The organism is Pseudarthrobacter sp. C4D7 (assembly GCF_013359725.1).
Lineage (GTDB): Bacteria > Actinomycetota > Actinomycetes > Actinomycetales > Micrococcaceae > Arthrobacter.
This window is the reverse complement of the sequence record NZ_JABFMW010000018.1, coordinates 22,326-45,979: the sequence shown is the minus strand read 5'-3', so window position 1 is coordinate 45,979 and position 23,654 is coordinate 22,326. Positions and strand designations below refer to the sequence as shown.

Below are 23,654 nucleotides of genomic sequence, written 5' to 3'. Positions count from 1 at the left end.
AGCATAGCGGTTAATTAAACTATCCGCTACGGTGTTGCTATGCGAGCACACACGTGGGTACGGCAAGATTGCAGGTATGCCCAGGTATGCCCACCCGAAGACCACAGCTCATTTGGAGCCGGTCATTAACGCGTTCGGGAACCTGACGCGGGTGGCCATTATTGGATTCCTGGCGCAGAACGGTCCTGCCACGCGCGGAGAGGTGGCGGCGGGCCTCAACATCGGAGTTGCGACGGCGAAGCATAATCTGCAACTGCTTACCGATGAGGGGATTACCACCCAGGATCCGCCGGCCACCGAAGAGCGCAACGGGATGAGGGTGCAGTACCTGCTGGCACGGGACGAGGTCCAGCGGCGATACAGGCTGCTTGGCGAAGCTTTGGGTGTCGCTTCGGGGGGCGAATAGCCCCCTCGTGCCATTACACCTGCGGCTACCGTTGGCTGTGTGGTGACAGTCGGGGCGGGCCGAAGAATGGCTTTCGGCGGCCTGCAGGTAGCGGGGCATGCACCAATCCTACTGAAATAATTTCAGTAGTGAATTTCTTTCAGTCGTGCGTGGTGCCTTCAGGCCGCGACCGGCCCGGAAGATTTCTCAGGGCCTCAGTGACTGCGCGGACGGCGTCGATGTTTACTTCCCCCAGGACGCGTGCAGCAAAATGTTCGACCTCTGAAATGCGCAACGCCTCAATAAGGCGCAGCTCGGCTTCCACACGCTCGGGGACTGGCCCGCTGCGCTGCAGCAAGTAGTCGGGGTCCACGTCGAAGAAGTACGCCAGAGCTTTCAGCAGGTCGGGATCCCACCGGTTGTCGGGAGAGCCGGCCAGGAGCCGATGCCACCGGGTCTTCGTCAGATTGAAGCCCTGTTCAGCCAGGCCGGCGCGGATCTCGTCGTAAGTGAAGCTGGCGGCATCCTTGGCATGCACGATGTCGAGAAGGAGTTGCAGCTTGGACGCCAAGACCTCCCGGTCAGTCCTGCTGTCAACGGGGTTGGTACCCTCAGTCATTTTCCCTGCTCTCGGAGCCGCATCAAGGCCGTTCGTAGTACCGGTCTGCTGTTCCAAAGCTGGGGACCCTGAACGTTCAGAAAAAATACTATGTCAGTTCAGAATCAGCGCGCAGGCTGATCCGAATACGACAAGGCCTGTTACGAACCCGGCCAGCACTTGGGAGAGCGTGTGATCCTTCAGGTACACCCTTGACCAGCACACCAAAGGCGCGGCAATCACGAACGGGATTGACCAGACCCCGAACAGCATGGCCGAGGAAATCGTCGCGCCCCCAAGGGTCATGGCGTGCCCGGACACCTTCCAGAATGGGCTGACGATAATCAGGGCCAGGATGCCGCCGAGAATGCCGGCAATCAGTGCCCACACGGCCACAGGAGTGTTGATGAGGGTCAGTATTCCGCAACCAACGAGGGCCGATCCCAGCGTCCACAGCATCACCGGGCGGCGTTGCTTCTTGTCCCCCACGTGGTGATCCGTGAGTTTCCCACGACGGGCAAGAAGCACCACTACCAGCAGAGGCGCCAGGCAGATCGTCACAGCGGCCACGAGCCCAGGGATCAGGGCAACGACTCCTCCCCCGTCTCGCACTGCAGCGAGAATGAGCAGGAGGGAGAGAACGAGTGGCGGCTGCGCCACCTCCGTTGAAATGCGAGCCACACGCTGCATCACCGAAGGGGTAATGACTGCGAATTGGGTGTCTGTAGCCACCTAGATTTCCGCCCTTTTCCTAAGCTCCAGCCCAAGGGGCTCGAATGTGTTGGTCAACCGCCGCTGAGCAAGGACAAGAGCCCTTTCAGCTGGCGGGGAATAAGCTGCTTGCCGGCCTGCAGCGCGGAGGTCACCGATGGCAATAACCAGGGTGTACAGCCTTTCGGCCGGGCGGGGCCCCAGGACGTCTGCCGCGACCGACAACCGCGTCTTCGATGCCTGGGCGGTGCTTCTTACGGCAGGGAACCTGCAATGGAGCACGAGGATCCAGAAACGATCTACGAGAGCCAGTCTGCGCCAGAGCCGCACCATAGGCGGTATGCCGAGTCCCAGCGAAGTGAGCAGGATTCCGCTGTAGAAGAGGGGTGTGAAGAGCATGTACGTCACATCGGTTATGGAACCCTGGAAGCCGAGGAAGCGCAGGCTCATGTAGATGATTTCATCGACACAGCCCAGGACCATGAGGCCCATTCCGATGCCGACGACTGTGGCGCTTGCGCGTACGGTGCGGCTGTCTCGTGGACCAATGCTCACTCGCAGGACGGACAGGCCCAGGCCTCCAAGGACGGCCATGTAGACCGTGGCGTAAACATAGACAGCGGGCTGCTGAACGGTTTCGGGGATGAAGGCGTCCGTGGTGGGGACGAAGGATTGCAGGGTGAATGGGATGGTTATGGCCAGCAGGAGTGCGGCGAGAAACAGCGGTCTGCGCGCCACGCGCCGCCTGGCCTCGGGTTCGGTGGACAGCGCGCTGAACACACCTTCCCGGACCAGCCACACTGCTGCGGTCACAAGGAGGTTCCTCACCAGGTGCAGCCAGTTGGTCCCCCCGATCAGAGCGTCCAGGGTGCTTTCCGGGACGATTTGGCCGGTACAGAAGAGGCCAACGACGCCGACGCCAGTGGCCCCCAAAAACGCCGACGACGCGTTATGCCGTGCCACGAGGTACAACCTCGCCGCAAAAACAACGGCCAGCAGCCAGAATGCAGCTTGAATCACAGTCCAAAAATCCGTTCTGCGTCGGAGACGCAGGCGTCCTGACCTGTCACCAGGCGTTGGGCCAGGGCGTAGGCGAGATTTTCCGCCGCCTGCTCGGCCTCTTCCAGGGGGATGGCGGCGGGCCGGCACATCCAGCTGATCCCGCGACGCTTACCGACTCCAGAAAAGAAGCCTGCGGACTGGAGGCCGTCAGCTGGTTCACCCTTGTGCCCCAGCAGAATGTGCCCAAACTCGTGGAGGATGACATGGCGGCACCAGAACGCGTGACCGCGGCGATATTGGATAATCCCCCGGTCCGGCATATCCACCCAACGACCGGTTACCCCCTCGGCCAGGGCCTCATCCGGGACTTCGTCGAACTCCAACGGCTTGCCGTAGGCCCGCTCTACGGCGCTGATCAGATGCGGGAGACTTGGAGAAGGCGGCAGCTGCAAGGACTGGATCGTCCGCAGGGACAACTCCGTAGGTTCTAACAATTGGTTCCCCGTCAACTTCTCACCCCAGCGAACATGCCACTGAAATTATTTCAGTGATGTGTAATATTGGTTTAGCGCCTGACTGTGTCCGTCAAACAAGGGGACACCCTACCAAGGGGCCCCTAGCTGCGCTTGTCACACGGCGAGTTTGTAAACGTACGAAAGAATGCCTGGCGCCGAAGGGAGGCCCTATGCCCGGAGGAAAGTCACACAAGCGACACGCTGCCGTTTTCTGAAAACAAATCCCCAAACGGCTGCTAGGCCGGTGATAGTTTCGGAGCAGTCGCGAAGGATCAACCTGTGATTCTGCGGGGCGGGCACCACAACGATGAAGCTGTAGCGGCTTAGGCGGCTACAAAATCAAAGGACACAGCAAATGACGGCAGTAGCAGTAAATCGAGGCGGCGGGCGTCCTAGCAAGGGGCTGCGTAAGTTCATTGGTTTCCGCTCACCTGAACCAACCGCTGACGGTATCGCCAAAGTCGCAGCGCACAAGGGCCTGACCGTTACGGAATACCTCCTGTCCGTTGTCGAGCCACGACTCAAGGAAGACCTGGCCGCACTCGACCGGGATGACTATCAGCAGGAGTTGCCCATCCGCATGGCCTCATAACCAAAAGAAGGCCCGCACTAGGCGGGCCTTCGAAGCTTGAGACTTACCCTCTGGATTGCTTGCCGGCGGATCAGATTGTAAGTCGTGGAAGGCCGAAAAACGGCCATCCTTTGTGTTGCTATGAAACCGATCTGGCAGGATCGGCCCTTTTTCGTACCTCAATCCCCGAAAGGATTACAGTCATCGTACATCAGCACGTCTCGGTGCTGCCATCACACCCCACTTCTGGCGTGTCAGGACAGCAAGATGACCCAGCCACCCTTTGGTCGGCACTAACACCGCTATTGGCCGGTCAGCCGCGCGTACGGTTGTCCCGGGATGGGGGCAAGACCTACCCGCAACGACACGAACGGAACCTAACCGAAACGCTCCCCTCATTGCCTGCGGCCGTGAGAATTTTTGGCAAGGACGGCACCTGCGCGGCGATTTTCCTCGACTTTGACTCCTCGGTAGCAGGTACAGACTGGGTCCAGGCCGACGTCCGCGCGGTCCAGACCTGGTTGCATTCGATGGGCGCCCGGTGGATTGAGGATTACTCCCCCAACGGCGGCCGCCACGTCTACATCCCACTGGCGCGTCGGGTCACCTTCTCCGAAGCGCGTGATGTTGTCGAGGCGCTGGGCACCCGGTACCGGAGCCTGGACAAGACCCCGCACCAGAACCTGCTCCATGGCTGCATGCGAACACCCGGCTCACCGCATAAGCGAGGCGGCCACCAGGAACTGGCGATGAGCCTGTCCATGGCCTATGACATCGCCCGTCGGCCCAACAGCGCAGCGGTCTGGGCCGCTATGACCAAGGATCTGTCCGCCGAGATCAAAGCCGTCAGGGCACTCCGCCAGGAAGAGACCTTCACCCCGGCATCCTCTTCTGCACCCGTCGTGGACCACCCCGTGGGGCGCATGTCGAGGGCCATGCAGGTACTTGCCCAGACCGGCATGTATGACACCAACCGGTACGCCTCGGACTCGGACGCGCGCCAGGCAGTCATCGTCGGCGCCGCGGCCGCCGGCCTAGAGCTCGTTGACGTGGAGCGACGCATCCTCCAGGGAACCTGGCCTGGCCTGGCCTCCTTCTACGCCCGGTACCCAGCCCGCCACCGGCTCCCTGCCCTGCGCCGGGACTGGATGAAAGCCCTCAGCTACTTGAGCAAAAAACCCGCAAAAACCAACCCAAATGACAACGTCCGCAGATCCCCCACAAGCCAGCCCCCTACACAGGCGGCAGGGGTAAAGGGGGTCCCTGCAATTTCTAACCCCGATGCGGAGCATCGGTTCATCCGAAGCTGGCGAAATGCCCTGCGCATCAGGGAGGTGAACTACCAGGAATCCAGGACGGGAATGGCACGACGGATGGTGCTTAGGGCGTTGGGTGAGGCAGCACACATGACAGCTTCTCGGTTTATCGAATTCGGCGTTCGGTCCATCGCGGTCGCTACAGGCCTCGATCACACCACAGTCGGCGTGCACCTGCGGGAATTACGTGGCGAGAAGGAGCCCCTGATCACTCTCGTTGAAGAAGCCCGTGGAACCAAGGGGGACCTTTACATGCTGACGGTTCCTGAAGAGCTGAAGGCAGTCGCCGAAGACGCTTCCTGGCAGAAAGGCAAGATCTATGCCCTCCGCCCGGTGTTTCGGGAACTGGGGCTGCCGGCCGCGTTCGTCTACGAAGCTCTGGAACACTCCTCCGTCATGGCGACAGCCGACATCGTGCGCGTCACCCGGTTGTCCCGGTCCGCCGTGCACGAGGCCCTGGAGGTTCTTGCCGCCTGGAACCTGGTTTCCCGCGGCGCAGGCCGGGTCTGGTCAATCGTCGCTGGCACCTCGCTGAGGCAGCTCGCTGAACAGTTCGGGGTCTTCGAAGCTGTGGCCCTCCAGTTGCAGCGGTATCGCAACGACCGGATTGTCTGGCGGGAATGGCTCGCAAAGAACGTGGACTGCGTTCCGCAACTGCTCTCCCCCGATGATGACTATCCCTGGGAACTGTTTGAGGGGCCCCCTGATGAATGGTCGCTGTCCGACATGGCTTTCAACAGAGCGGGGTAGGCAGCATCAAAGTCGGTCAGTAGTAAGCCGATGTGGTCACCTGGAGTGTTTTGCGCGTGCAGCGAGATAGCTGTCGTACCTGTACCCCGGGACGTACCTTGGTCATTCATGTCATGCCATAAGACATGCCATAAGTACTATGGGAAGGGATGACCTAGATTTCCGGGAGGCAGGACTACTCCCCCGCTCTTTGCTTCCCTTGGATATGAAGCTTGAAGACGGTCGAGACCAGCGCACTGCGCGACGGTGCGTCAAACTCAGTGACCTTCTCATCCAGCCAGGCAACCTGAAGTCCGTCGAGGCGCAGTTGGATCTGAATGCCGGCCTCTCCTCGTTTCCGTGGAGCGCGCCTAGGCATGCCGGATTTGGTCAGCGTGGTGACAGAGGTGAACTCCCTCGCGATCTGTTTGTCGTCGACGGCTTCGAATGCATCGATCAACAGGTCCGCGTATGTGGTCCGCTCCTGATAGACGGCGTCCTTGAGCTGTGCCAGGAGCGCTGGCGGCAGGTAAACCCCGACATTGCGCAGAGCCCCGGGAGCGAGCTCGGACGCCTTGGCCGCGCTAGTCGCCTTCTTGGAAGCGGGCTGCTGCCGTTTGGTGGCATTCGGGGTTTTGACTAAGGAAGGCTTGGACTCCTCCCGCGCCCGTATCGCCTCCAGGGGCGCCTCCTCCACAGTCGCCTGTTCAGTGCGGGGATCATCTGCCCCTGGCTGTTCAGTAGGCACCTGCGTATCAGCGCCGGGCGCTGCTGCTGGCGGCGCCTGTACAAGGTTCCTGGCCGGCGCCTCCGGGGTCTCCTTGGGGTTGGGTTCCGGGGTGGGCTCTCCCCTCCCCCGCTTTGGAGCAAGCAACCCTTGCAGTGCTGCGCCCCGGGCAGGCGCTACAGGCGCGAATGCCCCGGCAAGACTTTGTCGCTCGCTCATGCCTGGTTCCCGCTTTCGATCTCGTTCAGTCGGGCGAGGATCTCCCCGGTCAGCTGCTCGTACTCTTCAGCCAGTCCGCCAGCATTGCGTGAAAAGAAGCCGTCCGCCGGCTTCTCACCCGCCCGGAGCGCCTTCAGGCGGTTCTTCTGAGCGTCAGTAACGGCACCTTCGAGTTCGTGGAAGAGCAGGCCTTTGCGACGGGCATCGGCGCTTGCGCTTTCCAGGTTCCTGATGCGGGTTTCGAAGACTGGGGCGACGGTGCCGAGCATTTCTTCCAGCGTTTCTCGGACGCTGCGCTCCAAGCGAAGGGAGCGCGGTCCGACACCGAACAGGACGATCCCCGCCAATTGAAGAGATGGGTTCCGGTCACGTACAGCCATGAAGCGGCGTGCGATGCGTTCGACACCGTCGATACTCGCATCATCGGAGCGGGTAGGAATGACGACGGCGCTGGAGATCGCGAAGGCGCCCTCCACGAGGATCCGCTCCCCCGGCGGTGTGTCGATCAGGACCAAGTCGTAATCGTCTGCCAACGGGGCTAGGACGGCGTACAGCATGTCGCCGAAGTCGCCGGCGTCGGAGCGGCTGGAGCGGGACACCATAAGTCCCTGAAGGTCTTCCAAGTCCTGGCCGCCAGGGATGACGTCCAGATTTTCCCGCACGTTACGCAGAATTATCGGCGGCGTCCCGGTGATGAGGGCCTGAAAAAATTCCCTGCCCGTCTGGCGCTCATATCCGAGGTCGCGAGCCAAGTCGCCCTGAGGGTCAAGGTCGATCAGGAGCACACGGGAGCCAGCTAGGGCCACGTACCCGCCAACGTTGGCTGCTGTTGTCGTCTTGCCCACTCCGCCCTTGCCGTTCGCTAGGGAGACTACACGGTCGATGGCGCGCGTTGCCTGGGGTTTCGGCGGTACGGGGGTTTGCAGAGATCGTGCCATCGGCCGGTAACTCTCCTACTCGGTGGGGGCATATTGTCCTGCTGTCAACGCTATGTGCACTTCTTCGGGAATGACGGCAGTGACACGCATATGAGACACCGCAATTGATTGGATGGGTCCCCCCGTGGCGCGGCACGTTATATGGGCGACGAGATGTCCCGCGAGGGTGCCTACGGGGCCTCAGGTGATATTTCCAATTGGATTCTCAATTGTGGACCGTACGGGATTAATGGTTGGAGCCGCCGTTAGGACACCGGCAGTATGACTGGTCGGCCTGCGTATATGGGCGTTCATTGCGTCGCCAGTCCGAGCGGCAGCGTGTCCATGTATGTGAAGCAGGGTTTGGCTCTATACGCGCTCTCATACAGAGTGTCAAATGCGGCGGCAGGCAGTGACGCCAGCCATGGCTCGGCTTTGGTTTCCAATAGGAATTCTGGCGTGGCTTATGGCATGAAATCTTCTTGGTCGCGCGAGGGTCCTGCACCCAGTTTGCGACTGCAGCCATGGTAGCGCTGGATGTGCATGGGCAGCCTCCGGCGGGGGAGCGAGCAGTTAACCCACTTGTGTCAATCCTCAGCATTAGCCAAAAGAGCCCCTGCTGGGCTTCGCCGGCTTGTACGAATGGTGGGCGGATCCATCCCTGCCCGAGGACGACCCCGGCCGCTGGCTGCTTAGCTGTACAGTGCTCACCACAACCGCCCAGGACGCGCTGGGACACGTCCATGACCGAAGCCCCGTCATCATCCCAAGGAGCCGGTACGCCGAGTGGCTGGACCCGGACCTCACCGACAAGGCGGACATCCAATGCTCGATTCCCTGCCCGAGCCGACCCTGGTCCCACGGGTCGTTAGCACCAGGGTCAACAGCGTGCGCAACAACGGGCCTGAACTGGTCGAGCCGGACGCTAATTGACGGGCCGATGTGGCGGGCAGAGTGGTGCACGAGGCCGCCCGATCTGTGCCCTGTTATGCACTCTGAGCGTTCGGAACATTAGCCCCACTGGGGCACAGCAACAACGGGAAAGTGCGGCTGTGGATAACCGATACGGTAATTTGGAGCTGTGCTGATGACAGACCGCGACATTCGTGCCGAAATTGATTCCCAGCGGATCGTGCGGCCGGGCAGAGCGGCTGACTTTGGCAGCTGACTTAAATGCATGAAGCCCGCGCCAACGGGCTTCAGCAATCCTGAGCCAGCCGAAAAGGAACCGTTTACACTCAGGCGTTGTATTGAGCAATACACACCTAGGGTAAGTCCTGATGCTGCCTGGCAGCCACTCCGGACAAAAACGGCTCCTTCCAACAAGGAAAGGAAAGCCGCATGGCCCGTCCAAAGCGACAGACGCCATGGAAAACGATGAGCTTCATCGTGAACATCGCTCTGAACATCACGCGTCTCATCGTGCTCTTGTCCCAAGACTGCGATCAGCCCTGACCAAAAGGCGGCAGCTGCCGGATTACCGGTCCGGCAGCTGTACGTCCCGCACCGCTAGTTCCGGGCGCGGCCGCCGGTATCTGACTGAGTGCCGGAAGGCGTTACCCGTCCAAGCAACGTCGGCGGAAATTTCCACCACTAGGGGCTCTACTAGTGTCAGTGCCACGGGGCCTTTGTCCTTACTGAATCTGTTCAGCATGGTCTCTGTGATGACCTCCGGCCACGGGTGCAAGCTATGCGGCTTGTGAAGGTAAGCGGACAGCTCCCGAGCGGCCTTGGCGGTAAGTGCCGTAGAGCGTCCAACGATCCGCAGCCCGCCCTCAATCGGCAGGCCGGCGACAATATATTGGGGCCGGTCCAGTGGGCCTATGACGGCACCGCACACCACGTCTACGGATTCGCGGCGTTTCACCTTTACCCACTGGCGTACGGGCTGGTAGCTCTGGGCGGCGCCTTTGACGACGAGCCCTTCCAAGCCAGCGTGGTGCAGTTCCTCGAACCATGTGAGGGCCTGGGCGCGGTCCCTTGTTGTGGGGGAGAGGTTCAGCGGAGGCTCCCAATCGTTGGCCAGCTGCTCGAGCAGCTCGCGTCGCTGGGACAGGGGCGCTTCCCTGATGTCGTGTCCGGCGACGGCCAGCAGATCGAAGGCAACAAACGAGGCCGGGCGGTCCCGGACCAAGGCAGGCAGGCCGGCTCTTGCGGCCACAAGGCGGCGCTGCAGGGCGTCAAAATCCAGCCTGTCAGCGGTCCACATGACTGCTTCTCCGTCGAGAACACATCCGGGGGGAACCTGGTCCGCCAATGCCTCCGCGAGGTCCGGAAAATACCCCGTCAAGTCCTTGCCCTGGCGCGACCATAACGACACCCCGCCAGCCCCCACGAGGGCACACATCCGGAAGCCATCCCACTTGGGCTCGTAGACGCTGCCGCCGGGCAGTGCAGCTTCCGCCGGCACCGATTCAACTGCTTTGGCCAGCGCCAGGGGCACGGGCGGACGCAGCGTGGCCGGCACGTCCTCAGTCATGACAGCCACGGTACCGCCGCCAGGGCTGTCAGGCTTAGGCGGCGGCCGCCCCCTCGTCCGTGATGGCTGCCAGCAGCCATTGCTCGGACAACGGGTCGCGGCGCAGATCGAATGTGCGCAGCGCCGACGTCGAGGTCAGCCTGACTTGGATCTGCCAGTGTTCAACGCTGACCAGGTCACCGCACCCGACCGGTGCCCGCTTGGCGGTATTCCACCAGTCCGCCCGGGTGAACCAGCGCACCGGTTCCGCGGCCACGGCCCAGATCCGGCCGTCATACCTGACCGCTAGGGGGATGCCTTTGGCGGTAAACCGGACCTGCACCGGCACATCCAAGGGGTTGTCAGTTGATGTTCTTGCCACGGGTCCGCTCTCCCAAATTCCTGTTCATCATTTCTTCCCGGCGGGTGACCGCCGAACTCCACACCCAGGTCCGGTACGTGACCGGCCCGTCCTTCCACGTCACTTCCGCTGCCTTGGCTGTCCAGGCGAAGACTTCGCCGTCCACTAGCTCGGCGCAGTTCGGGAACCGGATCCACGCCTTCACCGGGATCCCTGGATACCCGTTTTTGGCCGGGAAGTGCTCGAAATCGAGCTCTTCCACGGTCAGTCCGATTGGGCCGGCCCGCCGTGCGTACTGCGCCTGCAGCGCGGCCGCGAACTCTTCGGAGGACATACCACAACCTTAGAACATATATTCGAATAGACACGCCAAAGAACGGCGGCCGTGGTGCGGGCCGCCGACTCCCATCCTGGGGGAGGGGTACGACAGTGCGGACCCGGGTTGTACCCAGTGGGGACAGCTTTGAGCTGTGCGGAGGGCTCCACCTGCCCGCCAATGGGCACAACCCGGGCACACGAAAAGCCCTGGTTTCCGCTGCGCTCCACCCAGAATGAGGGCGTCCGCTGGCGCGGCCGGCTGTTGGGTCCAGTGCCGGCTCCGCCGTCCCTGGACCTGGTGTGTCTACGACGTTTTTTGACTGCTGTCCTTCGGATCGTACGTGCCCGCTCCACCCCGTCTAGCCCCTCCTTCGTCGGGGCCTGCAGGCCTGGAATTTCCTTGCGGCGCTCGTTCCTCGCTTATTTCCTTCAGGAATTTCCCGTCCTTTGCCCTGGCGGGTAGACGGGCCTCCGTCGGGCACAGCTCCGCAAGCTCCGCCAGCAGCCAAAAAACAACGGGGGGAGAGGGAAGCTGGCCGGTCACCATTGGTCGCCCCACCCACCGGAATCCTCTGCAAAAGGAGCAACACCATGAACGACCCCATCAGGTTCACCGGCCCCGCCGACATCCTGGCCTTCATCCCGCACACGCTGGGACAAACCCCTACGGAGTCCTTCGTCGCCCTGACCATGCAGGGTAACAAGCTCGGTGCGACCCTGCGCGTCGATGCACCGTTCGGGCAGGACCCGGTCGGCTATGCCCAAACCATCGTCAGCTACCTGACGGCCGACGACGCAGCCACCGGCAGCCTTCTGGTGATCTACACCGATGAGGACACCACCGAGGATCCGCGCCCGTACTCCGGGCACGTGGAGGCCCTGCGCACCGAACTGGAAACCGCCGGGATGCCACTGCAGGACGCATGGTTGGTGACCTCCGAACTGTGGCGGAACTACCACTGCATGGACACCAGCTGCTGCCCCAACCAGTCACTGGACGCCATCACCACCAGTACCGGCAACGCCGCCCTGATCTACCGGGGGAGTGCCGTTACCGGCTTCACCGCACCGGCACCGTTCACCGGGGACGAGGCAGCACGCGAGGCGATCGCCGCGCACAAGCCCGACGGCTGGCCCGAGGACTTGGAAGCCAGCCGCGCAGCGTGGGCAAAGGTGCTCGATGACCCCAAGAGCCTGACCACCCAGACCGCGCACCAGCTGGCAGGAGCGTTGCAGCACCCCACCGTCCGGGACTACATGATGGGTGACATCATCACCCACGCACCCGACCAGTTCACCTCCGTCATGCTCGGTGTGTTCCTCACCCGCCCTGATTGGGCCCGCGTGGACACCGCCCAGGAAGTGGCGTTCGAACTCATGAAGGCTACCCCTGAAGGGCAGCGCGCACCGATGCTGTGCCTGATGGGCTGGCTGGAATGGCTCAAAGGAAAGTCCAGCTTCGCCGCCCGCTACTTCAAGCTCGCACTGGAGGACGTCGACGGTTACCGACTCGCCGAACTCCTTGGCGAACTGGTCAACCGCGGCCTGCTCGCCGACTGCACCCGCGACCCGAAGAAGGCGTATGACCGACAACTGAGCCGCTAGACCCGTAGGCCGGACCCCACACAAAGGGGTTCGGCCTACCTGTTTGGGTTTCCCAGGTGCGCGGCGGCCTCCCCCGCCAGGGCTCCTCCGGCCGCGTTGGACGCTGCCGCGGGCGCCGCGACTTCCAGCCGGGCTGCAGGAACAACCGATACTGTGAAGGGACGACGCCCATCCCAGACAGTCAAGGAGCCTCGCACGTGGCTGACCCCTTCCGCATGACCGAAGACGACACCGTTGCCCCGGACGCGAGCCCGCTGGAAGACATCCTGGAACTGAGCCTGCTAACCGCAGGACCGATCACAGGACCCGTGGACCGGCCCGTCAAAGACCACCGACTCGACGAGCAGTGACACCCGCGGCAATGACGCCGCACCCATAGATTTCCTTTGCAGAGGGAAAACCCGGAAAGGCCGGCACACACAAGTGCCGGCCTTTCCTATCTCGCGCCGTTGCTCGCAGCCATCCACCAAAACGCTGCGGCCGCGAGAGTGTTGAGCGCGGCGATGAAGACATCGCCTCCCGCCGGCCGCCCTACAGCCAGGTCTGCCGCCACCAGCACCCAGCAGCCAGCTGCGGCTGCCGTGAAAATCAACACCAGGATCCGCTGAATCCGTGAATAGTCCGGCCCGGTCCGTGGGCGGCCACTACGACCGCCGGGATGCTGCGCTTCCGGGTCATTCATACGCCCACCCTACGCAGAAGCAGCGCGCGGGGCGCGCTGCGGGTTCCGCTGCGCTTCACCCTGGTGGGCGTCCGCTGGCGCGGCCGGCTGTTGGGTTCAGGGGCGCCGTCGCAGAGCTCCGCCACCCCTGAACCTGGTGTGTCTACGACGTTTTCTGGTTGCTGTCCTACGGATTCTAGGCGTCCGCTCCACCCCGTCTAGCCCCTCCTTCGTCGGGGCCTGCACCCGCGAAATTCCTGTCCGGCGCTCGTTCCTCGCTTATTTCCTCCGAGGATTTTCCCGGCCTTGCCCTACGGGTAGACGGGCCTCCGTCGGCCGCCGAGCAAGCAAGCTTGCCAGCAACCAAAAAACAACGGGGGGAGAGGGGAAGCTGGCCGGTCACCCCTGGTCGCCCCACCCACCACATTCCTCTGCAAAAGGAGTAACACCATGAACGCGATCACCACCGAGACGGTGACCACCGCCGATACCGGCGAGGTCATCACCGACGCCCCGGTCCTGCGCGACTACCACGCCAACGGCGGGTACGACTGGATGGACCTTATCGCCGAACACGGCTGGACCGTGATCCCCAGTTGGGGGAGCGAGGGCTGGGACCTTGGCCAGTGGCCCTACGTCATGGTCGCGGCCATTCGCACCGCCGATTCCATCGGCAACCTGTTCGGCGTCGCAACCTACTGCGAGGGCGACGTGAAAACCACCTACTACCGGACCAAAGCCCGGCAGTGGGACGCCATCACCGAGCAGGCGTTCTTCCACTGGAAGAACGGGCAGGCCCACGGCCCGGCCGACCTGCCCGAAGCCGCGGCGGAACTGCCCAGCCGGTACCGGATGCCCTACGCCGTCCACGCCGCCTAAGCAGTACAGCCCCAAACTTTCCTAAAGGAGCATGACCATGAGCACCACCTGCACCGCATTGATCGTCCCGGCCCGGCTGTCCCAGCCCGTCCGTACCGAAACCATCACCCCATCCCTGCCCACGCTGCAGGCCCTGGTCGAAGGCAATATCGAAGCCATCACCCGCGGCGAATGGCACGCCTACCTCAACGAGGAAGGGAAGATCATCAACCTGCCCGCGAACATCCGCGCAGGACACCTCTTCCGCGAAACCGGGCTTTACCTGAACGACATCTTCTGCGGTGACGTGGTCTTCCTGGGCCAAGGCACTCATGGCGAAGAGACTGACGTCCCCGACTACCTCGTCGGGCTCGCCGAAGACCTCTTCGACGCCCAACTCTCCGCCTAAGAACCAGGCAGGTGGCCGGGAACGGAAAGCTCCCGGCCACCTGCCTGCCGGCCCAGGTCCGGGCGGGCCGCCGCAACGGTGCAGTTGCCGCGGTGGTCGCCGGCGGCGGCCCGCCAATCCCGAAAAGACTGACGCTCATCACCTTGCCGCCCGGACGCGCCCAGCCTCCTGGCCGGCCCAGGAAAAGTCCAATAGGGCGCAGGACAAAGAATGGTGCTCGCAGGGCTCACACTGATTCGGTCGTCCGCTGGCGCGGCCGGCTGTTGGGTCCAGTGCCGGCTCCGCCGTCCCTGGACCTGGTGTGTCTACGACGTTTTTTGACTGCTGTCCTTCGGATCGTACGTGCCCGCTCCACCCCGTCTAGCCCCTCCTTCGTCGGGGCCTGCAGGCCTGGAATTTCCTTGCGGCGCTCGTTCCTCGCTTATTTCCTTCAGGAATTTCCCGTCCTTTGCCCTGGCGGGTAGACGGGCCTCCGTCGGGCACAGCTCCGCAAGCTCCGCCAGCAGCCAAAAAACAACGGGGGGAGAGGGAAGCTGGCCGGTCACCATTGGTCGCCCCACCCACCGGAATCCTCTGCAAAAGGAGCAACACCATGAACACCACACCCACGCTGGAAATGCTCGACCCCAAGACCCTGACCATCGACGTCAACGTCCGCAAAGACGCCGCGCTCACCCCTGCCTTCGTGGCCAGCATCAAGGAACACGGCGTACTCGAGCCCGTGATCGCGCACCGCAAGGAAGACGGCACCGTGCACGTCCTGATAGGACAGCGCCGAACCCGCGCAGCCGTCGAAGCCGAACGCCCCGAGATCCCCGTCATGGTCACCGACAGCCCCGAGGAAGCAGAACGCATCCTCACCCAGGTGGTCGAGAACATCCAACGCTCCGCGCTGACCGAGGCCGACGAAGCCGAGGCCTACCACCAGCTCTCCCTGATCGGCGTCTCAGCGGCACAGATCGCCAAGAAGACCGGGCGGACCAAGATCAATGTCGAGGATGCCCTGAAGGCCAAGTCCACCACGGCTGGGGACACCGCCCTGGGCAAGGGATGCACCATCGAAGAAGCCCTGATTCTGGCCGAATTTGAAGACGACCCCGACGCGACCGAGGAACTCGAATCAGTCCTCGCCGACGAACCCGACATGCTCCTGCACGTCACCCAGCGCCTGCGGGACAAGCGGGACATCGCCGCCGCCCGCGCCGCGCTGGTCGCCGAACTCGAAGGCCAGGGCAAGACCATCGTGGAGGACGCGGGCCACTACGCGGACGAAGAAGCCCTGTACGTCTCGGCCGCGAACCGGGCCGACGGAGAACCCGCCACCGAGGACGACGCCAACGCCTACGTCATCCAGCGCAACTGGCAAGGCCACCACTCCGCCAAACCAGTCATCAACGGCTGGAAGGAACTCGGCTTCACCCCGCGCCACGAACGCGACGACGGCGGCCGCCCCGCACAGTCCGGCCCCATGACCGAGGAACAGAAAGCAGAGCGGAAGACCCTGATCGCCAACAACAAGGCCATGGAATCCGCTGGTGTCGTCCGCCGCGAGTTCGTGAAAACCCTGCTCGCACGCAAGCAGGCACCCAAGGGATGGCAGTACTTCACCGTCCACGCCATCACCCACCACCCCGAAACCGCCAGCGGCTACCAGGGCGAAGTGGCCGCCGACATGATCGGAGCCAAAACCGAAGACAAGGCAGGACGCTGGGGCTGGAACCCGCTCCGCGACCACGTCGCCCACACCACCAACAGGCCCGAGTTCTCCCTGATCGCCCTGATCTGCGCAGGATACGAGAAGACCATCGCCAAGGACTCATGGCGCTCACCGCACCAAAGCCACCGCGACTACCTCAACCAGCTGGTCACCTGGGGCTACACCGCATCCGAGACTGAACAGATCATCATCGACAGCGGCAAGGAAACCAGCACCGAAGCCGCGTAGAGGACCCTTGCCGGGCGGTAACCAACCGCCCGGCAAGGCACCAACCACCAGCGGCGGACCGGGAACCTCCCAAAGTGGGGCGGTCCGCCGCTAGGGCGAACCACAGCAACTACTCACCAGCGGCGGACCGCCGCTCCACGCGACACAACCCCAGAAACCAATTCCCCGCGGGACCAGGAACAACGAAGATCCCCATCCCGTGGCAGCAGCACCCGCAATTCAGCTACGCTGAAACACAGATTTCCTTTGCAGAGGGAAACCCAGGAAGGACCGGCACCGTGAACTGGTGCCGGTCCTTCCCTACTTTGTGCACCACCCGGGCGTCCGCTGCACAGACTATGGCGGCTCCGTGGCTGGCCCCGGAGGCCGGGGGCGGAGGCGGTCTCGAATTCCAACCAAAGTTTTTAAAGTCGCAATAGCTGCATACCCTCGCCGCGGCGGGCTTGCGCTTAAACGCCGGTTGGCCTTTTGGCATTGTTAACGGGCGTTTGCAACGGTATTGCTATGTGGAATTTGTTAACGGTCGTTATATACCATCCGCTGAAACGACAGTTCAGCGGATGGTATCCGCCAACTCAAATCGGCTGATAGTGCTTAGATCAGTGCATGAAACAGCAATGGAAAGAACTTCAAGACAAGTCGGTGCAGGCACTTCTGACTGACTCGAAACGGAGGAAGAACGTACCTATTCGGACCGATTTCGTTCAACGCCAGGACGGCAAGGGAAAAATTCCAGGTGCTCTGGGTGCCCTCATCAACTCTAGCAACGGGCGCTCTCTGGATCTCTACTTACTTCACCGCTTGGCAGCATCCGCCGAACCCTGGGACACCAAACGAGACGCAGCCGTTTGGTCACGGGCTATGGGACTCGGCGATGAGGCGTACGGGAAGGACGCTGTTTCCCGATGCTGGGCCAGGCTTGCCTCCCGAAAGCTCGTTCTCCGAGAAAGGGAATCCAAGCAAGCAAAAATCACCACGCTTCACGAAAGCGGAAGCGGCGAGCCGTATACAGCCCCATCCGGCAACTACTTCACGCTTCCACTGGAGTACTGGTCGGATGACTGGTATCGAAAGTTAACCGTTCAGGGCAAGGCGGTCCTTCTAGTTGCCCGGTCTCTACGTCCCGGTTTCTACCTACCAGGCAACCTCGTCAAGAAGTGGTACGGGTTCTCAGGAGATGTTCTCACCGAAGGTTTCAATGATCTGAGAGCGCACAACCTGATTTCCTCGGAGGACCGCACTAGAGAGGATTACTCAACGGCGCAAATCACGTTTACGGAGCGCCACTACAGCCTCAAAGCCCCGTTCAGTCTGCCGTCCAAAGGGACGATCGACCTTAGCGAGATCCTTCAAAAGCACGCCGATATGTTGGGGCAGGGGGTGGTTCAGAATGAACGCAGCACGACCTAGAGAACGGAAGGCTGGGAACGGTCCGTTGTGGGTAAATACTGTAAGCGTAGTGATCGCTGCTCTAATCCCTGTGGTTTGGGATATTGTTCGTGGACTCCCGGGCTAGTTGCCTGGGAAACGAGGGTGGGGGCGTCGTATGCCATTCTGACGTTCTGACACCTCACGGCCTAGGCTCCGTATTCGCTGGGCGCCACGCTCGCACGGCGGCGTACTCCTCGGCATTAGCTAGGTGCCGCACAAGGTATTCCACCCACGCAGGCGTATAGATGTACTGCTCGAAGGTGCCGTTGTAATAGCAAAACTGAGGTTTCGTGGCAGCGCGGTCCGTCGAATCGGAAGGCGGCCGTATCGCGTAGTACTTCCAGGCCTGTGTGTGCATATGCATGTTGAATGTTGAGTCCAGGCGTACGTCGACTTGTTCAACCACCTCGCCGGCCTTCAGCCCATTTAGGTCTTCGACAGACACGCGCTTTTCCCGAATGATGGTTTGCACCTGGTTGAGCACCGCACGTTGGTCCTCGGTAAGTTCCTCTTCTCGCACGAAGGTCATAGAGGCATCGGCCTGGGTTTTAGGGCCCTTGTGCGGCACGAGGTAGATCCTGAAGTCAAAGCGCTGGTCGGCTGTCAGGCCAGGTTCGAGCGAGGCATCGAAGTCCTGAACCCAGTCGAGGACTCCCCGCGGTATCTGGGCCCGTAGCGCCTTGACCGCTGTGGCCGCGTCGTCGGTGATTGTCGATACGAACAAGGGGAAGCGAAGCTCTGAACCTAATGCTTCGTCCTGTCCGAACCACTCCACCAGCGTTTGCTCGTAGTTGATCAGGAGGGCCTGGGTACGACCTGCAACGAGGGCGGCAATTTTGGCCTCATGGCGATGTTCTATCTGGTTCCGAAGGCCCTGAAAGAAGGTGATGTTGCTCAGGCAGGGGTCTGCGTTGGAAAACTGCTCTCCGAGTAGCGTCCGAAGGGGCTTATAAAGGTATCCACCCTCAGGGTGCTTCTTGCGCCACCCGCGTCCATCGCGTTCGTACAGATCGCCGCCGTCATATTCCGTGCGTGCCTGCAGTAGCTTCGTCCAACCAAGATTCATGTGAACGATGAACGCTTCAAGCTGTCGTTCGTTTCCAGAACGGTTATAAAGGTCGACCGCGAGCCGAACTTCCCCCTTGGAAGCTTGCAGGGCGTGCCACCATTTGGGACGAGGAGCCATGGGCTTCAGCCTATGTCGCCTTTGACAGCCTTATGGGGATGTTGGGGCCAATTGATGCGCGATGACCTGATGTAATGCAGCTGCAACCTGAAAGTGCAAGCGAAGCAACAGGGTTGAGCAGATCAACGCCACCCTGCCTGTTTAGGCATTCTCATCGTCCGAAGAAACGATGACGGTCAGGCCGTTCTCTATGAGGGGCGTAATGTCGGGGCTAGCTTTGAGGAGCGCGGCCTTTGCTTCCCCGTCGGTCACAGCCTCGTTGATGCGTTCTTCAAGCTCATATTCGGTTGCCGGTTCAATCTGCAGTCGCTTGTAGCGGGCGACAGCATCCTCTGCCTGCATCCTGCGCAGTTGCTCCTGAGCATGGTCGGCACCCTTACGTTCGTTTGATATTTGTCGGTCTACAAGCCGCCCCTGTTGCTCGAGGACACGTTCCTCCATGTACGGTTCTCGCTCTTGACGCCGAGCGAGTGTTAGCAAGAGGGAAAGGAGCCCTTGGCTTCGTTTTCGCAAGAGAAATGCCGCGGTGGATCCGGCAGCTGTAACCGCGGCACCTTGGACCGCGGGGGGCACGGTCTCAATCAAGTCCATCCACCAGGGGCTCCCATAGTGGGCGCGACTGATTCTGATAACAGCAGTGTCAGCTTCGGTTGTCGTGACCAGGACGCCACGGTTCGTTTCTGGGGACGGTTCCCCAAACAGGCTGCGCTCTAGCTGGCTACCTACTTGCGATGCTAATCGGGCGATGACGGCCGCGGAGGCCGCAAATCTAGCAAGTACTTCAGGATCGGCGTTAGGAGGAAGGTCCGATTGAAGTCGGATGGCTCCCGGTTCTAAAAATTCCGCCTCCGCATTGGCTCGGTCGTGGAGGGGGGGAGCTTGCAGTCCTTTGTCATCAAACGTCGCTCTAGCGAAGTTCGCGTCAAGGAGCTGTGCGTGGGAGAGGTCAGCCCCAATGAGGATAGCGTCGCTGAAGTCAGCCCCGGTCAGGTCTGCTCGAGTAAGTACGGCTTCTGAGAGTGTCGTATGAATCAGCTTGGATTCTGTGAGATTTGCCCCGGTGAAGATCGCGCCATGTAGGTCTGCCGCCGTGTAATCCGCTTGCGGGGAAAACGCTTGGGTGAGGTTGGCCCGACCGAGGTCTGAAGCGCTGAAATCAGCAGAGGCAAGATCGGCGCCAGTCAGATTTGCTCTGCCGAGTTCGGCTCGTGTGAGGACGGCGCCTGTGAGTTTCGTATCGGTGAGATTCGCACGATAAAGGATGGCACCTGTGAGATTCGCGCTCCTCAGGTTCGCGCCTGTGAGGTTGGCATATTCAAGGGAAACGCTAGCCAGGTTCGTCCCGGTGAGGTCTGCTCCGCTCAGGTCCACATTGCTTAGGTCTTCTCCGCTAAGGTTCGCGCCGGCGAGGCGAGCTCCGGTGAGATCCAGCCGGTCCTCGCTATTTCGATATGCCCGAAATCTACTCCAGGGCCCAGTGCCCGCGCGAAGGGCCCTGAGGGCTGATTCATCCATAACCAGAGGTTAGTTAGCGCACTGGCCCCTGCCCAGTCCTTGGGCCAAGAAGTATTTTGCCCACGGCCAAGCGTGCCTCAATAACGACCGTTTCTGACCGACATCCGGCACGCCTTCGAAAAAAGACTAAAAATCACTCGTATTGTTGGTCAAAACTGGTTGTCGAAATGAAAACTGGTCAAAACCCAAAGTGAAGGCTTTTTGACGTGTCGGGAAATGCAATTGGGTATGCGAGGGTCAGCACCCGCGGGCAGTCATTGGACTCGCAAGTGGATGCACTCGTCGCCGCAGGGGCAGTGCGCGTGTTTCAGGAGTACGCGTCCGGCGCCACTCAGGCCAGGGCGCGCTGGAAGGAATGCCTTGACTACCTACAGCCCGGTAATGTCCTGACAGTTGCGGATCTGACCAGGCTGGGCCGCAGCACCGCGGACTTGGCTGACATCGTGACGGTGCTTGGACAGCGGGGGATAGGCTTCCGCTCCCTCGCTGAACCTTGGCTCGATACCACTAGCGCACATGGCAAGCTCATATTTGACATGTTCGCATCCCTCGCTGAGTACGAACGGTCCCGCCTTTCCGAACGGACCAAGGCCGGCCTGGTGGCAGCCAAAGCACGAGGGCGACTTGGCGGCCGCCCTCGAACAATGACTCCCTCGAAAACAGAGGCTGCCCGCCAGCTGCGCAGACAAGGGAAAACTCTCAAGGAGACCGCCCAGATACTCAGCGTCAGCGTCTCATCACTAACTCGCGCCCTCAGCCGCCCGGACGTCGTCGAGGTGCTCCACTAGTTCCCGGTGGCCCTCCTGTATGAGGCGTTCAGTGTCTTCGAGAGTGAGATGACCGATATGCCAGCCGAGTAACCGCCGGCGGATATCGAGCATCGCCTCCACCACATGCCCGCGGTCAGGGGCCCGAGCAGAGTCCTCAACATAGCTTCGACACGTGTCGGCCAGGTGGTCAGCAGAGCAGCGGCTGGAGAGGCGGAAGAGTGAGCGGGTTACAGCTGCAGTGGTGGGGTTCTTCTCGCTTCGAACATCCTCTACGTATTGGTCCATGGCGTCACTGATGGCTTCGATGGTCTCCCCTCGGACAGCACGCGCTGACGCGTCGTTGTCCTCTAGGCGTTTTTGATGTTCATACTGGCGGCTCTCGTTGCGCTCAGCTGCGTGAGCACGAATTTGTTGACGCCCAGCATTGAGCGTCACCTGGGCAGTGATGATTGCTATGCCAAGGGGCAGTGCGACAGTTTTAAGAATGTCCATGAGTGTGGCGAGCATTTCCATTGCTCGATGCTCCCGCATCTGGCGCTTGCGCAGATGCTCCAACTCGCCGTTGCTAACCCGCAAAGTGCGCCACGCTGCTACATCTCGCTATCGGGCTCCTCGAAAAGTTCCACGTCTTCCCTGCTCTGCTGTTCCAAACCTGGTACGGGAATATCAGGAAGACCCCAATCCACAACTTTCGGCGTTATACCGTTCTCAGGCATTGGAATGACCCGGATTAATTGTTCATCGGCCGGATCAAACTTCACCGTCATCCCTGCCGCCGTGCCATCAGCAATAGCCTTGAGCACTACTTCATGATCTTGCACCACAGCGTCTGGATGATGTAGGAGCGCCGGACCCATGTTGAACATGCTTCCCTGAATCTCGATTGGCAGGGCAGGAATTTGCATCAGTACTGCGCGGTGCTCCGCGAGATGATGGGCAAGCTCATCAGGGAAGTCATCTGAAATTTCCGCGGTAAGGGAAATCTCTGGAGGAAGCCACGTAGCATGACCCTCCGTTAGCAGCCGGGCTATGCGGATCATGACTCGTTCCCGGTTCGTCACTGCAACGGGCACGACAAATGCTGCGTTAAGTCGCTTCTCCAGTACTGAAAGATCATCGATCAGTAGCTCTGAAGCGGGGTCCGCCAGCCCTAGTATCTGTTCGTTTGTAGCTGCCTTCAGAAGCTTCTTTCCGTCCCAAAGAATCTGTATGGACGCACCCTCATTGAACTCCTCAATGATCCGCAGAGCGTTCTTAGCATCCGATACAGATGCATTTGCTAGATCCAGGCTGATACTGAAGTTCCCCGGCTCCGAAGTGTCGAAGGGAATCTCCGCGTCGAGCTCAAGTACCCGGCAGAAGCGAGCAGTGAATCCGATGCCCTTCAGACCGCTGCTTTTGCGGGTTAGGAAGCCTTGGTGCCGCGCGCTGGTGAATCCTGCGCTGTCCAAAAATTCTAAACTCAACGGAATCGGGCGATCCGCCGGCACACACTCCTCCGCGGGCAGCTCTACCAGCTGAACGTCGCCGGCTTCCTGAAACCAATCAGGTCCTATTGTCGAGAAGTCGCTTACGGCTGCACCTGGGATAGCTACCTTGCGACGGGCGCCGTAATCGAGTACCCCCTTGATACTCCGGCTCAAGGCCTCATCATTGGTGCTGACGTTGAACCTGAAACCCAAGGGCTCCAACTCGGCAGCGCGCGGATTTTTGGCGCGAATAATCTTTGTGACGCCGTGCTCAGTGACTCCGAAGTCCACGCCCCAGTAGGCGCTGCGGCCATCAACGAGTTGGTGAAGTGCCCGGGCGCGATCCTCCAAGTCGTTAGGTCCTTCCAGGGCCGCCTTTTCCTGGTGGAAAGTCTTCAGCGTCTCCACCAAGCTGTCGCGGGTGGCCCATGCCAGCAGATCCGGGAATTTAGCCATTTCGCTGTCCAATCGGGCTTGGCCCCACACGGTAGCTGTGACCTTCTTGTTCTGCCCGAGTACGGTCACGAATTTGCTCTCGTTGACCGTGGGGTTTCCTGGAAAGACAAGGGCCCAGCGAGGCGGCTGGTGATTTTTCCACGCGGTTTCGAACGACTTCTTGATTTGCGGGCGCCTGTTTTCTCGGAACCCGCCCGAGAACCCCTCAGGGAAGTGCTTGAGTTGGAATATCCGGTCTACCTTGTCGTCAACGTACACCGCTACATCGATGCCACCGTCCCCGCCCCGCCCATCGATGACTTCGACTCTCGACGCCGGGGGCTGATGGAACATACGCATAAGGAGCGCTTCGACTACTCGGTTGAAGCGTTCTTCGCCAATGATTCGCCACTCAATTGTCCCCTGGTGCATGCCCTGGCTCTCCCTCATTAGCTTCCGTCCCGTTGCCGCAGAACAAACGTACTACACGTATTAACGTCTTACGTGTAGTCTTCTATGTAATACATAACGAAAGGACGAGTT

25 protein-coding genes are annotated in these 23,654 nt (G+C 61.1%); 11 read left to right on the top strand and 14 right to left on the bottom strand.

The annotated features are described in order from the left end of the window. The first annotated feature begins 76 nt into the window (after positions 1-76). On the top strand, positions 77-406 hold the full coding sequence (locus HNO81_RS13325; protein WP_175318588.1) for a helix-turn-helix transcriptional regulator: 330 nt from the start codon (positions 77-79) through the stop codon (positions 404-406). 139 nt (positions 407-545) lie between these two features. Here HNO81_RS13325 and HNO81_RS13320 read toward each other — a convergent pair whose 3' ends face one another. The 4 genes from HNO81_RS13320 to HNO81_RS13305 all read right to left on the bottom strand — a co-directional run bounded on the left by HNO81_RS13320 (position 546) and on the right by HNO81_RS13305 (position 3,079). Next, the gene (locus HNO81_RS13320; RefSeq protein WP_175318587.1) at positions 546-1,004 is read right to left on the bottom strand and encodes a hypothetical protein; all 459 of its coding nucleotides are present in this window, start codon (positions 1,002-1,004) and stop codon (positions 546-548) included. A 93-nt stretch (positions 1,005-1,097) separates the two neighbouring features. After that, complete coding sequence (locus tag HNO81_RS13315) at positions 1,098-1,715, bottom strand: hypothetical protein (protein WP_261620168.1); 618 nt, start codon at positions 1,713-1,715, stop codon at positions 1,098-1,100. Beyond that, positions 1,716-2,714, bottom strand: a complete 999-nt coding sequence (locus tag HNO81_RS13310; protein WP_175318586.1) for a hypothetical protein — start codon at positions 2,712-2,714, stop codon at positions 1,716-1,718. Next, a complete protein-coding gene (locus HNO81_RS13305) occupies positions 2,711-3,079 on the bottom strand; it encodes a metallopeptidase family protein (RefSeq protein ID WP_254703461.1) in 369 nt (122 codons plus the stop codon). The genes HNO81_RS13310 and HNO81_RS13305 overlap by 4 nt, the downstream gene beginning before the upstream one ends. A gap of 487 nt (positions 3,080-3,566) precedes the next feature. On the opposite strand from HNO81_RS13305, the gene HNO81_RS13300 reads away from it, so the two are divergent. Together HNO81_RS13300 and HNO81_RS13295 are read left to right on the top strand one after the other, a co-directional pair. Further along, a complete protein-coding gene (locus tag HNO81_RS13300) occupies positions 3,567-3,803 on the top strand; it encodes a hypothetical protein (RefSeq protein WP_175318584.1) in 237 nt (78 codons plus the stop codon). A 203-nt stretch (positions 3,804-4,006) separates the two neighbouring features. Beyond that, entirely contained in the window at positions 4,007-5,848 is a 1,842-nt protein-coding gene (locus HNO81_RS13295; RefSeq protein ID WP_371818258.1) for a MarR family transcriptional regulator, read from the top strand. A gap of 175 nt (positions 5,849-6,023) precedes the next feature. Here the strand turns inward: HNO81_RS13295 and HNO81_RS20160 are convergent, their stop codons facing one another. Both HNO81_RS20160 and HNO81_RS13285 read right to left on the bottom strand, forming a co-directional pair. Beyond that, a complete protein-coding gene (locus HNO81_RS20160; protein ID WP_261620170.1) occupies positions 6,024-6,524 on the bottom strand; it encodes a hypothetical protein in 501 nt (166 codons plus the stop codon). Between the two features lie 245 nt (positions 6,525-6,769). After that, on the bottom strand, positions 6,770-7,711 hold the full coding sequence (locus HNO81_RS13285) for a ParA family protein (RefSeq protein WP_175318582.1): 942 nt from the start codon (positions 7,709-7,711) through the stop codon (positions 6,770-6,772). A 613-nt stretch (positions 7,712-8,324) separates the two neighbouring features. Between HNO81_RS13285 and HNO81_RS13280 the strand changes: the two genes are divergently transcribed. Next, entirely contained in the window at positions 8,325-8,705 is a 381-nt protein-coding gene (locus HNO81_RS13280; RefSeq protein WP_315967734.1) for an SOS response-associated peptidase family protein, read from the top strand. A 462-nt stretch (positions 8,706-9,167) separates the two neighbouring features. Here HNO81_RS13280 and HNO81_RS13275 read toward each other — a convergent pair whose 3' ends face one another. The 3 genes from HNO81_RS13275 to HNO81_RS13265 are packed head-to-tail and all read right to left on the bottom strand — an operon-like array spanning position 9,168 to position 10,843. Further along, the gene (locus HNO81_RS13275; RefSeq protein ID WP_175318581.1) at positions 9,168-10,169 is read right to left on the bottom strand and encodes an ATP-dependent DNA ligase; all 1,002 of its coding nucleotides are present in this window, start codon (positions 10,167-10,169) and stop codon (positions 9,168-9,170) included. Positions 10,170-10,203: 34 nt separating this feature from the next. Beyond that, positions 10,204-10,530 carry a hypothetical protein gene (locus HNO81_RS13270; RefSeq protein ID WP_261620171.1) on the bottom strand — a complete coding sequence of 109 codons (327 nt, stop codon included), beginning with the start codon at positions 10,528-10,530 and terminating at the stop codon, positions 10,204-10,206. Next, positions 10,511-10,843 (bottom strand): hypothetical protein, encoded by a 333-nt coding sequence (locus HNO81_RS13265; protein ID WP_175318580.1) that lies wholly within the window; start codon positions 10,841-10,843, stop codon positions 10,511-10,513. Before HNO81_RS13265 ends, HNO81_RS13270 begins: the two co-directional genes overlap by 20 nt. A gap of 575 nt (positions 10,844-11,418) precedes the next feature. On the opposite strand from HNO81_RS13265, the gene HNO81_RS13260 reads away from it, so the two are divergent. Then, positions 11,419-12,432, top strand: a complete 1,014-nt coding sequence (locus HNO81_RS13260) for a DUF4192 domain-containing protein (RefSeq protein WP_175318579.1) — start codon at positions 11,419-11,421, stop codon at positions 12,430-12,432. Positions 12,433-12,629: 197 nt separating this feature from the next. Then, complete coding sequence (locus tag HNO81_RS13255; RefSeq protein ID WP_175318578.1) at positions 12,630-12,782, top strand: hypothetical protein; 153 nt, start codon at positions 12,630-12,632, stop codon at positions 12,780-12,782. An 86-nt stretch (positions 12,783-12,868) separates the two neighbouring features. Here HNO81_RS13255 and HNO81_RS13250 read toward each other — a convergent pair whose 3' ends face one another. Then, positions 12,869-13,114, bottom strand: coding sequence for a hypothetical protein (locus tag HNO81_RS13250; RefSeq protein ID WP_175318577.1), 246 nt, complete (start codon positions 13,112-13,114; stop codon positions 12,869-12,871). Between the two features lie 429 nt (positions 13,115-13,543). On the opposite strand from HNO81_RS13250, the gene HNO81_RS13245 reads away from it, so the two are divergent. The 4 genes from HNO81_RS13245 to HNO81_RS13230 all read left to right on the top strand — a co-directional run bounded on the left by HNO81_RS13245 (position 13,544) and on the right by HNO81_RS13230 (position 17,715). Continuing rightward, a complete protein-coding gene (locus tag HNO81_RS13245; RefSeq protein ID WP_175318576.1) occupies positions 13,544-13,972 on the top strand; it encodes a hypothetical protein in 429 nt (142 codons plus the stop codon). A 37-nt stretch (positions 13,973-14,009) separates the two neighbouring features. Beyond that, the gene (locus HNO81_RS13240; protein WP_175318575.1) at positions 14,010-14,360 is read left to right on the top strand and encodes a DUF3846 domain-containing protein; all 351 of its coding nucleotides are present in this window, start codon (positions 14,010-14,012) and stop codon (positions 14,358-14,360) included. 592 nt (positions 14,361-14,952) lie between these two features. Beyond that, a complete protein-coding gene (locus HNO81_RS13235) occupies positions 14,953-16,305 on the top strand; it encodes a ParB/RepB/Spo0J family partition protein (RefSeq protein ID WP_175318574.1) in 1,353 nt (450 codons plus the stop codon). A 606-nt stretch (positions 16,306-16,911) separates the two neighbouring features. After that, a complete protein-coding gene (locus tag HNO81_RS13230; protein ID WP_175318573.1) occupies positions 16,912-17,715 on the top strand; it encodes a hypothetical protein in 804 nt (267 codons plus the stop codon). 160 nt (positions 17,716-17,875) lie between these two features. Here HNO81_RS13230 and HNO81_RS13225 read toward each other — a convergent pair whose 3' ends face one another. Continuing rightward, complete coding sequence (locus HNO81_RS13225; RefSeq protein ID WP_175318572.1) at positions 17,876-18,922, bottom strand: DUF3644 domain-containing protein; 1,047 nt, start codon at positions 18,920-18,922, stop codon at positions 17,876-17,878. 141 nt (positions 18,923-19,063) lie between these two features. Next, positions 19,064-20,437 carry a pentapeptide repeat-containing protein gene (locus tag HNO81_RS13220; RefSeq protein ID WP_175318571.1) on the bottom strand — a complete coding sequence of 458 codons (1,374 nt, stop codon included), beginning with the start codon at positions 20,435-20,437 and terminating at the stop codon, positions 19,064-19,066. A 206-nt stretch (positions 20,438-20,643) separates the two neighbouring features. On the opposite strand from HNO81_RS13220, the gene HNO81_RS13215 reads away from it, so the two are divergent. Further along, entirely contained in the window at positions 20,644-21,225 is a 582-nt protein-coding gene (locus HNO81_RS13215; protein WP_175318570.1) for a recombinase family protein, read from the top strand. Here HNO81_RS13215 and HNO81_RS13210 read toward each other — a convergent pair. Together HNO81_RS13210 and HNO81_RS13205 are read right to left on the bottom strand one after the other, a co-directional pair. After that, positions 21,178-21,720, bottom strand: coding sequence for a hypothetical protein (locus HNO81_RS13210; RefSeq protein WP_175318569.1), 543 nt, complete (start codon positions 21,718-21,720; stop codon positions 21,178-21,180). The genes HNO81_RS13215 and HNO81_RS13210 overlap by 48 nt on opposite strands. Positions 21,721-21,797: 77 nt before the next feature. Next, positions 21,798-23,543, bottom strand: a complete 1,746-nt coding sequence (locus HNO81_RS13205; RefSeq protein ID WP_175318568.1) for a hypothetical protein — start codon at positions 23,541-23,543, stop codon at positions 21,798-21,800. Positions 23,544-23,654: the final 111 nt, after the last annotated feature.

Bases quoted from the DNA above. Each gene is read 5' to 3' on its own strand.
- HNO81_RS13325 (WP_175318588.1), top strand. From the start codon at position 77: ATGCCCAGGTATGCCCACCCGAAGACCACAGCTCATTTGGAGCCGGTC.
- HNO81_RS13320 (WP_175318587.1), bottom strand. From the start codon at position 1,004: ATGACTGAGGGTACCAACCCCGTTGACAGCAGGACTGACCGGGAGGTC.
- HNO81_RS13300 (WP_175318584.1), top strand. From the start codon at position 3,567: ATGACGGCAGTAGCAGTAAATCGAGGCGGCGGGCGTCCTAGCAAGGGG.
- HNO81_RS13285 (WP_175318582.1), bottom strand. From the start codon at position 7,711: ATGGCACGATCTCTGCAAACCCCCGTACCGCCGAAACCCCAGGCAACG.
- HNO81_RS13275 (WP_175318581.1), bottom strand. From the start codon at position 10,169: ATGACTGAGGACGTGCCGGCCACGCTGCGTCCGCCCGTGCCCCTGGCG.
- HNO81_RS13265 (WP_175318580.1), bottom strand. From the start codon at position 10,843: ATGTCCTCCGAAGAGTTCGCGGCCGCGCTGCAGGCGCAGTACGCACGG.
- HNO81_RS13260 (WP_175318579.1), top strand. From the start codon at position 11,419: ATGAACGACCCCATCAGGTTCACCGGCCCCGCCGACATCCTGGCCTTC.
- HNO81_RS13250 (WP_175318577.1), bottom strand. From the start codon at position 13,114: ATGAATGACCCGGAAGCGCAGCATCCCGGCGGTCGTAGTGGCCGCCCA.
- HNO81_RS13245 (WP_175318576.1), top strand. From the start codon at position 13,544: ATGAACGCGATCACCACCGAGACGGTGACCACCGCCGATACCGGCGAG.
- HNO81_RS13240 (WP_175318575.1), top strand. From the start codon at position 14,010: ATGAGCACCACCTGCACCGCATTGATCGTCCCGGCCCGGCTGTCCCAG.
- HNO81_RS13235 (WP_175318574.1), top strand. From the start codon at position 14,953: ATGAACACCACACCCACGCTGGAAATGCTCGACCCCAAGACCCTGACC.
- HNO81_RS13230 (WP_175318573.1), top strand. From the start codon at position 16,912: ATGAAACAGCAATGGAAAGAACTTCAAGACAAGTCGGTGCAGGCACTT.
- HNO81_RS13225 (WP_175318572.1), bottom strand. From the start codon at position 18,922: ATGGCTCCTCGTCCCAAATGGTGGCACGCCCTGCAAGCTTCCAAGGGG.
- HNO81_RS13220 (WP_175318571.1), bottom strand. From the start codon at position 20,437: ATGGATGAATCAGCCCTCAGGGCCCTTCGCGCGGGCACTGGGCCCTGG.
- HNO81_RS13210 (WP_175318569.1), bottom strand. From the start codon at position 21,720: ATGGAAATGCTCGCCACACTCATGGACATTCTTAAAACTGTCGCACTG.
- HNO81_RS13205 (WP_175318568.1), bottom strand. From the start codon at position 23,543: ATGCACCAGGGGACAATTGAGTGGCGAATCATTGGCGAAGAACGCTTC.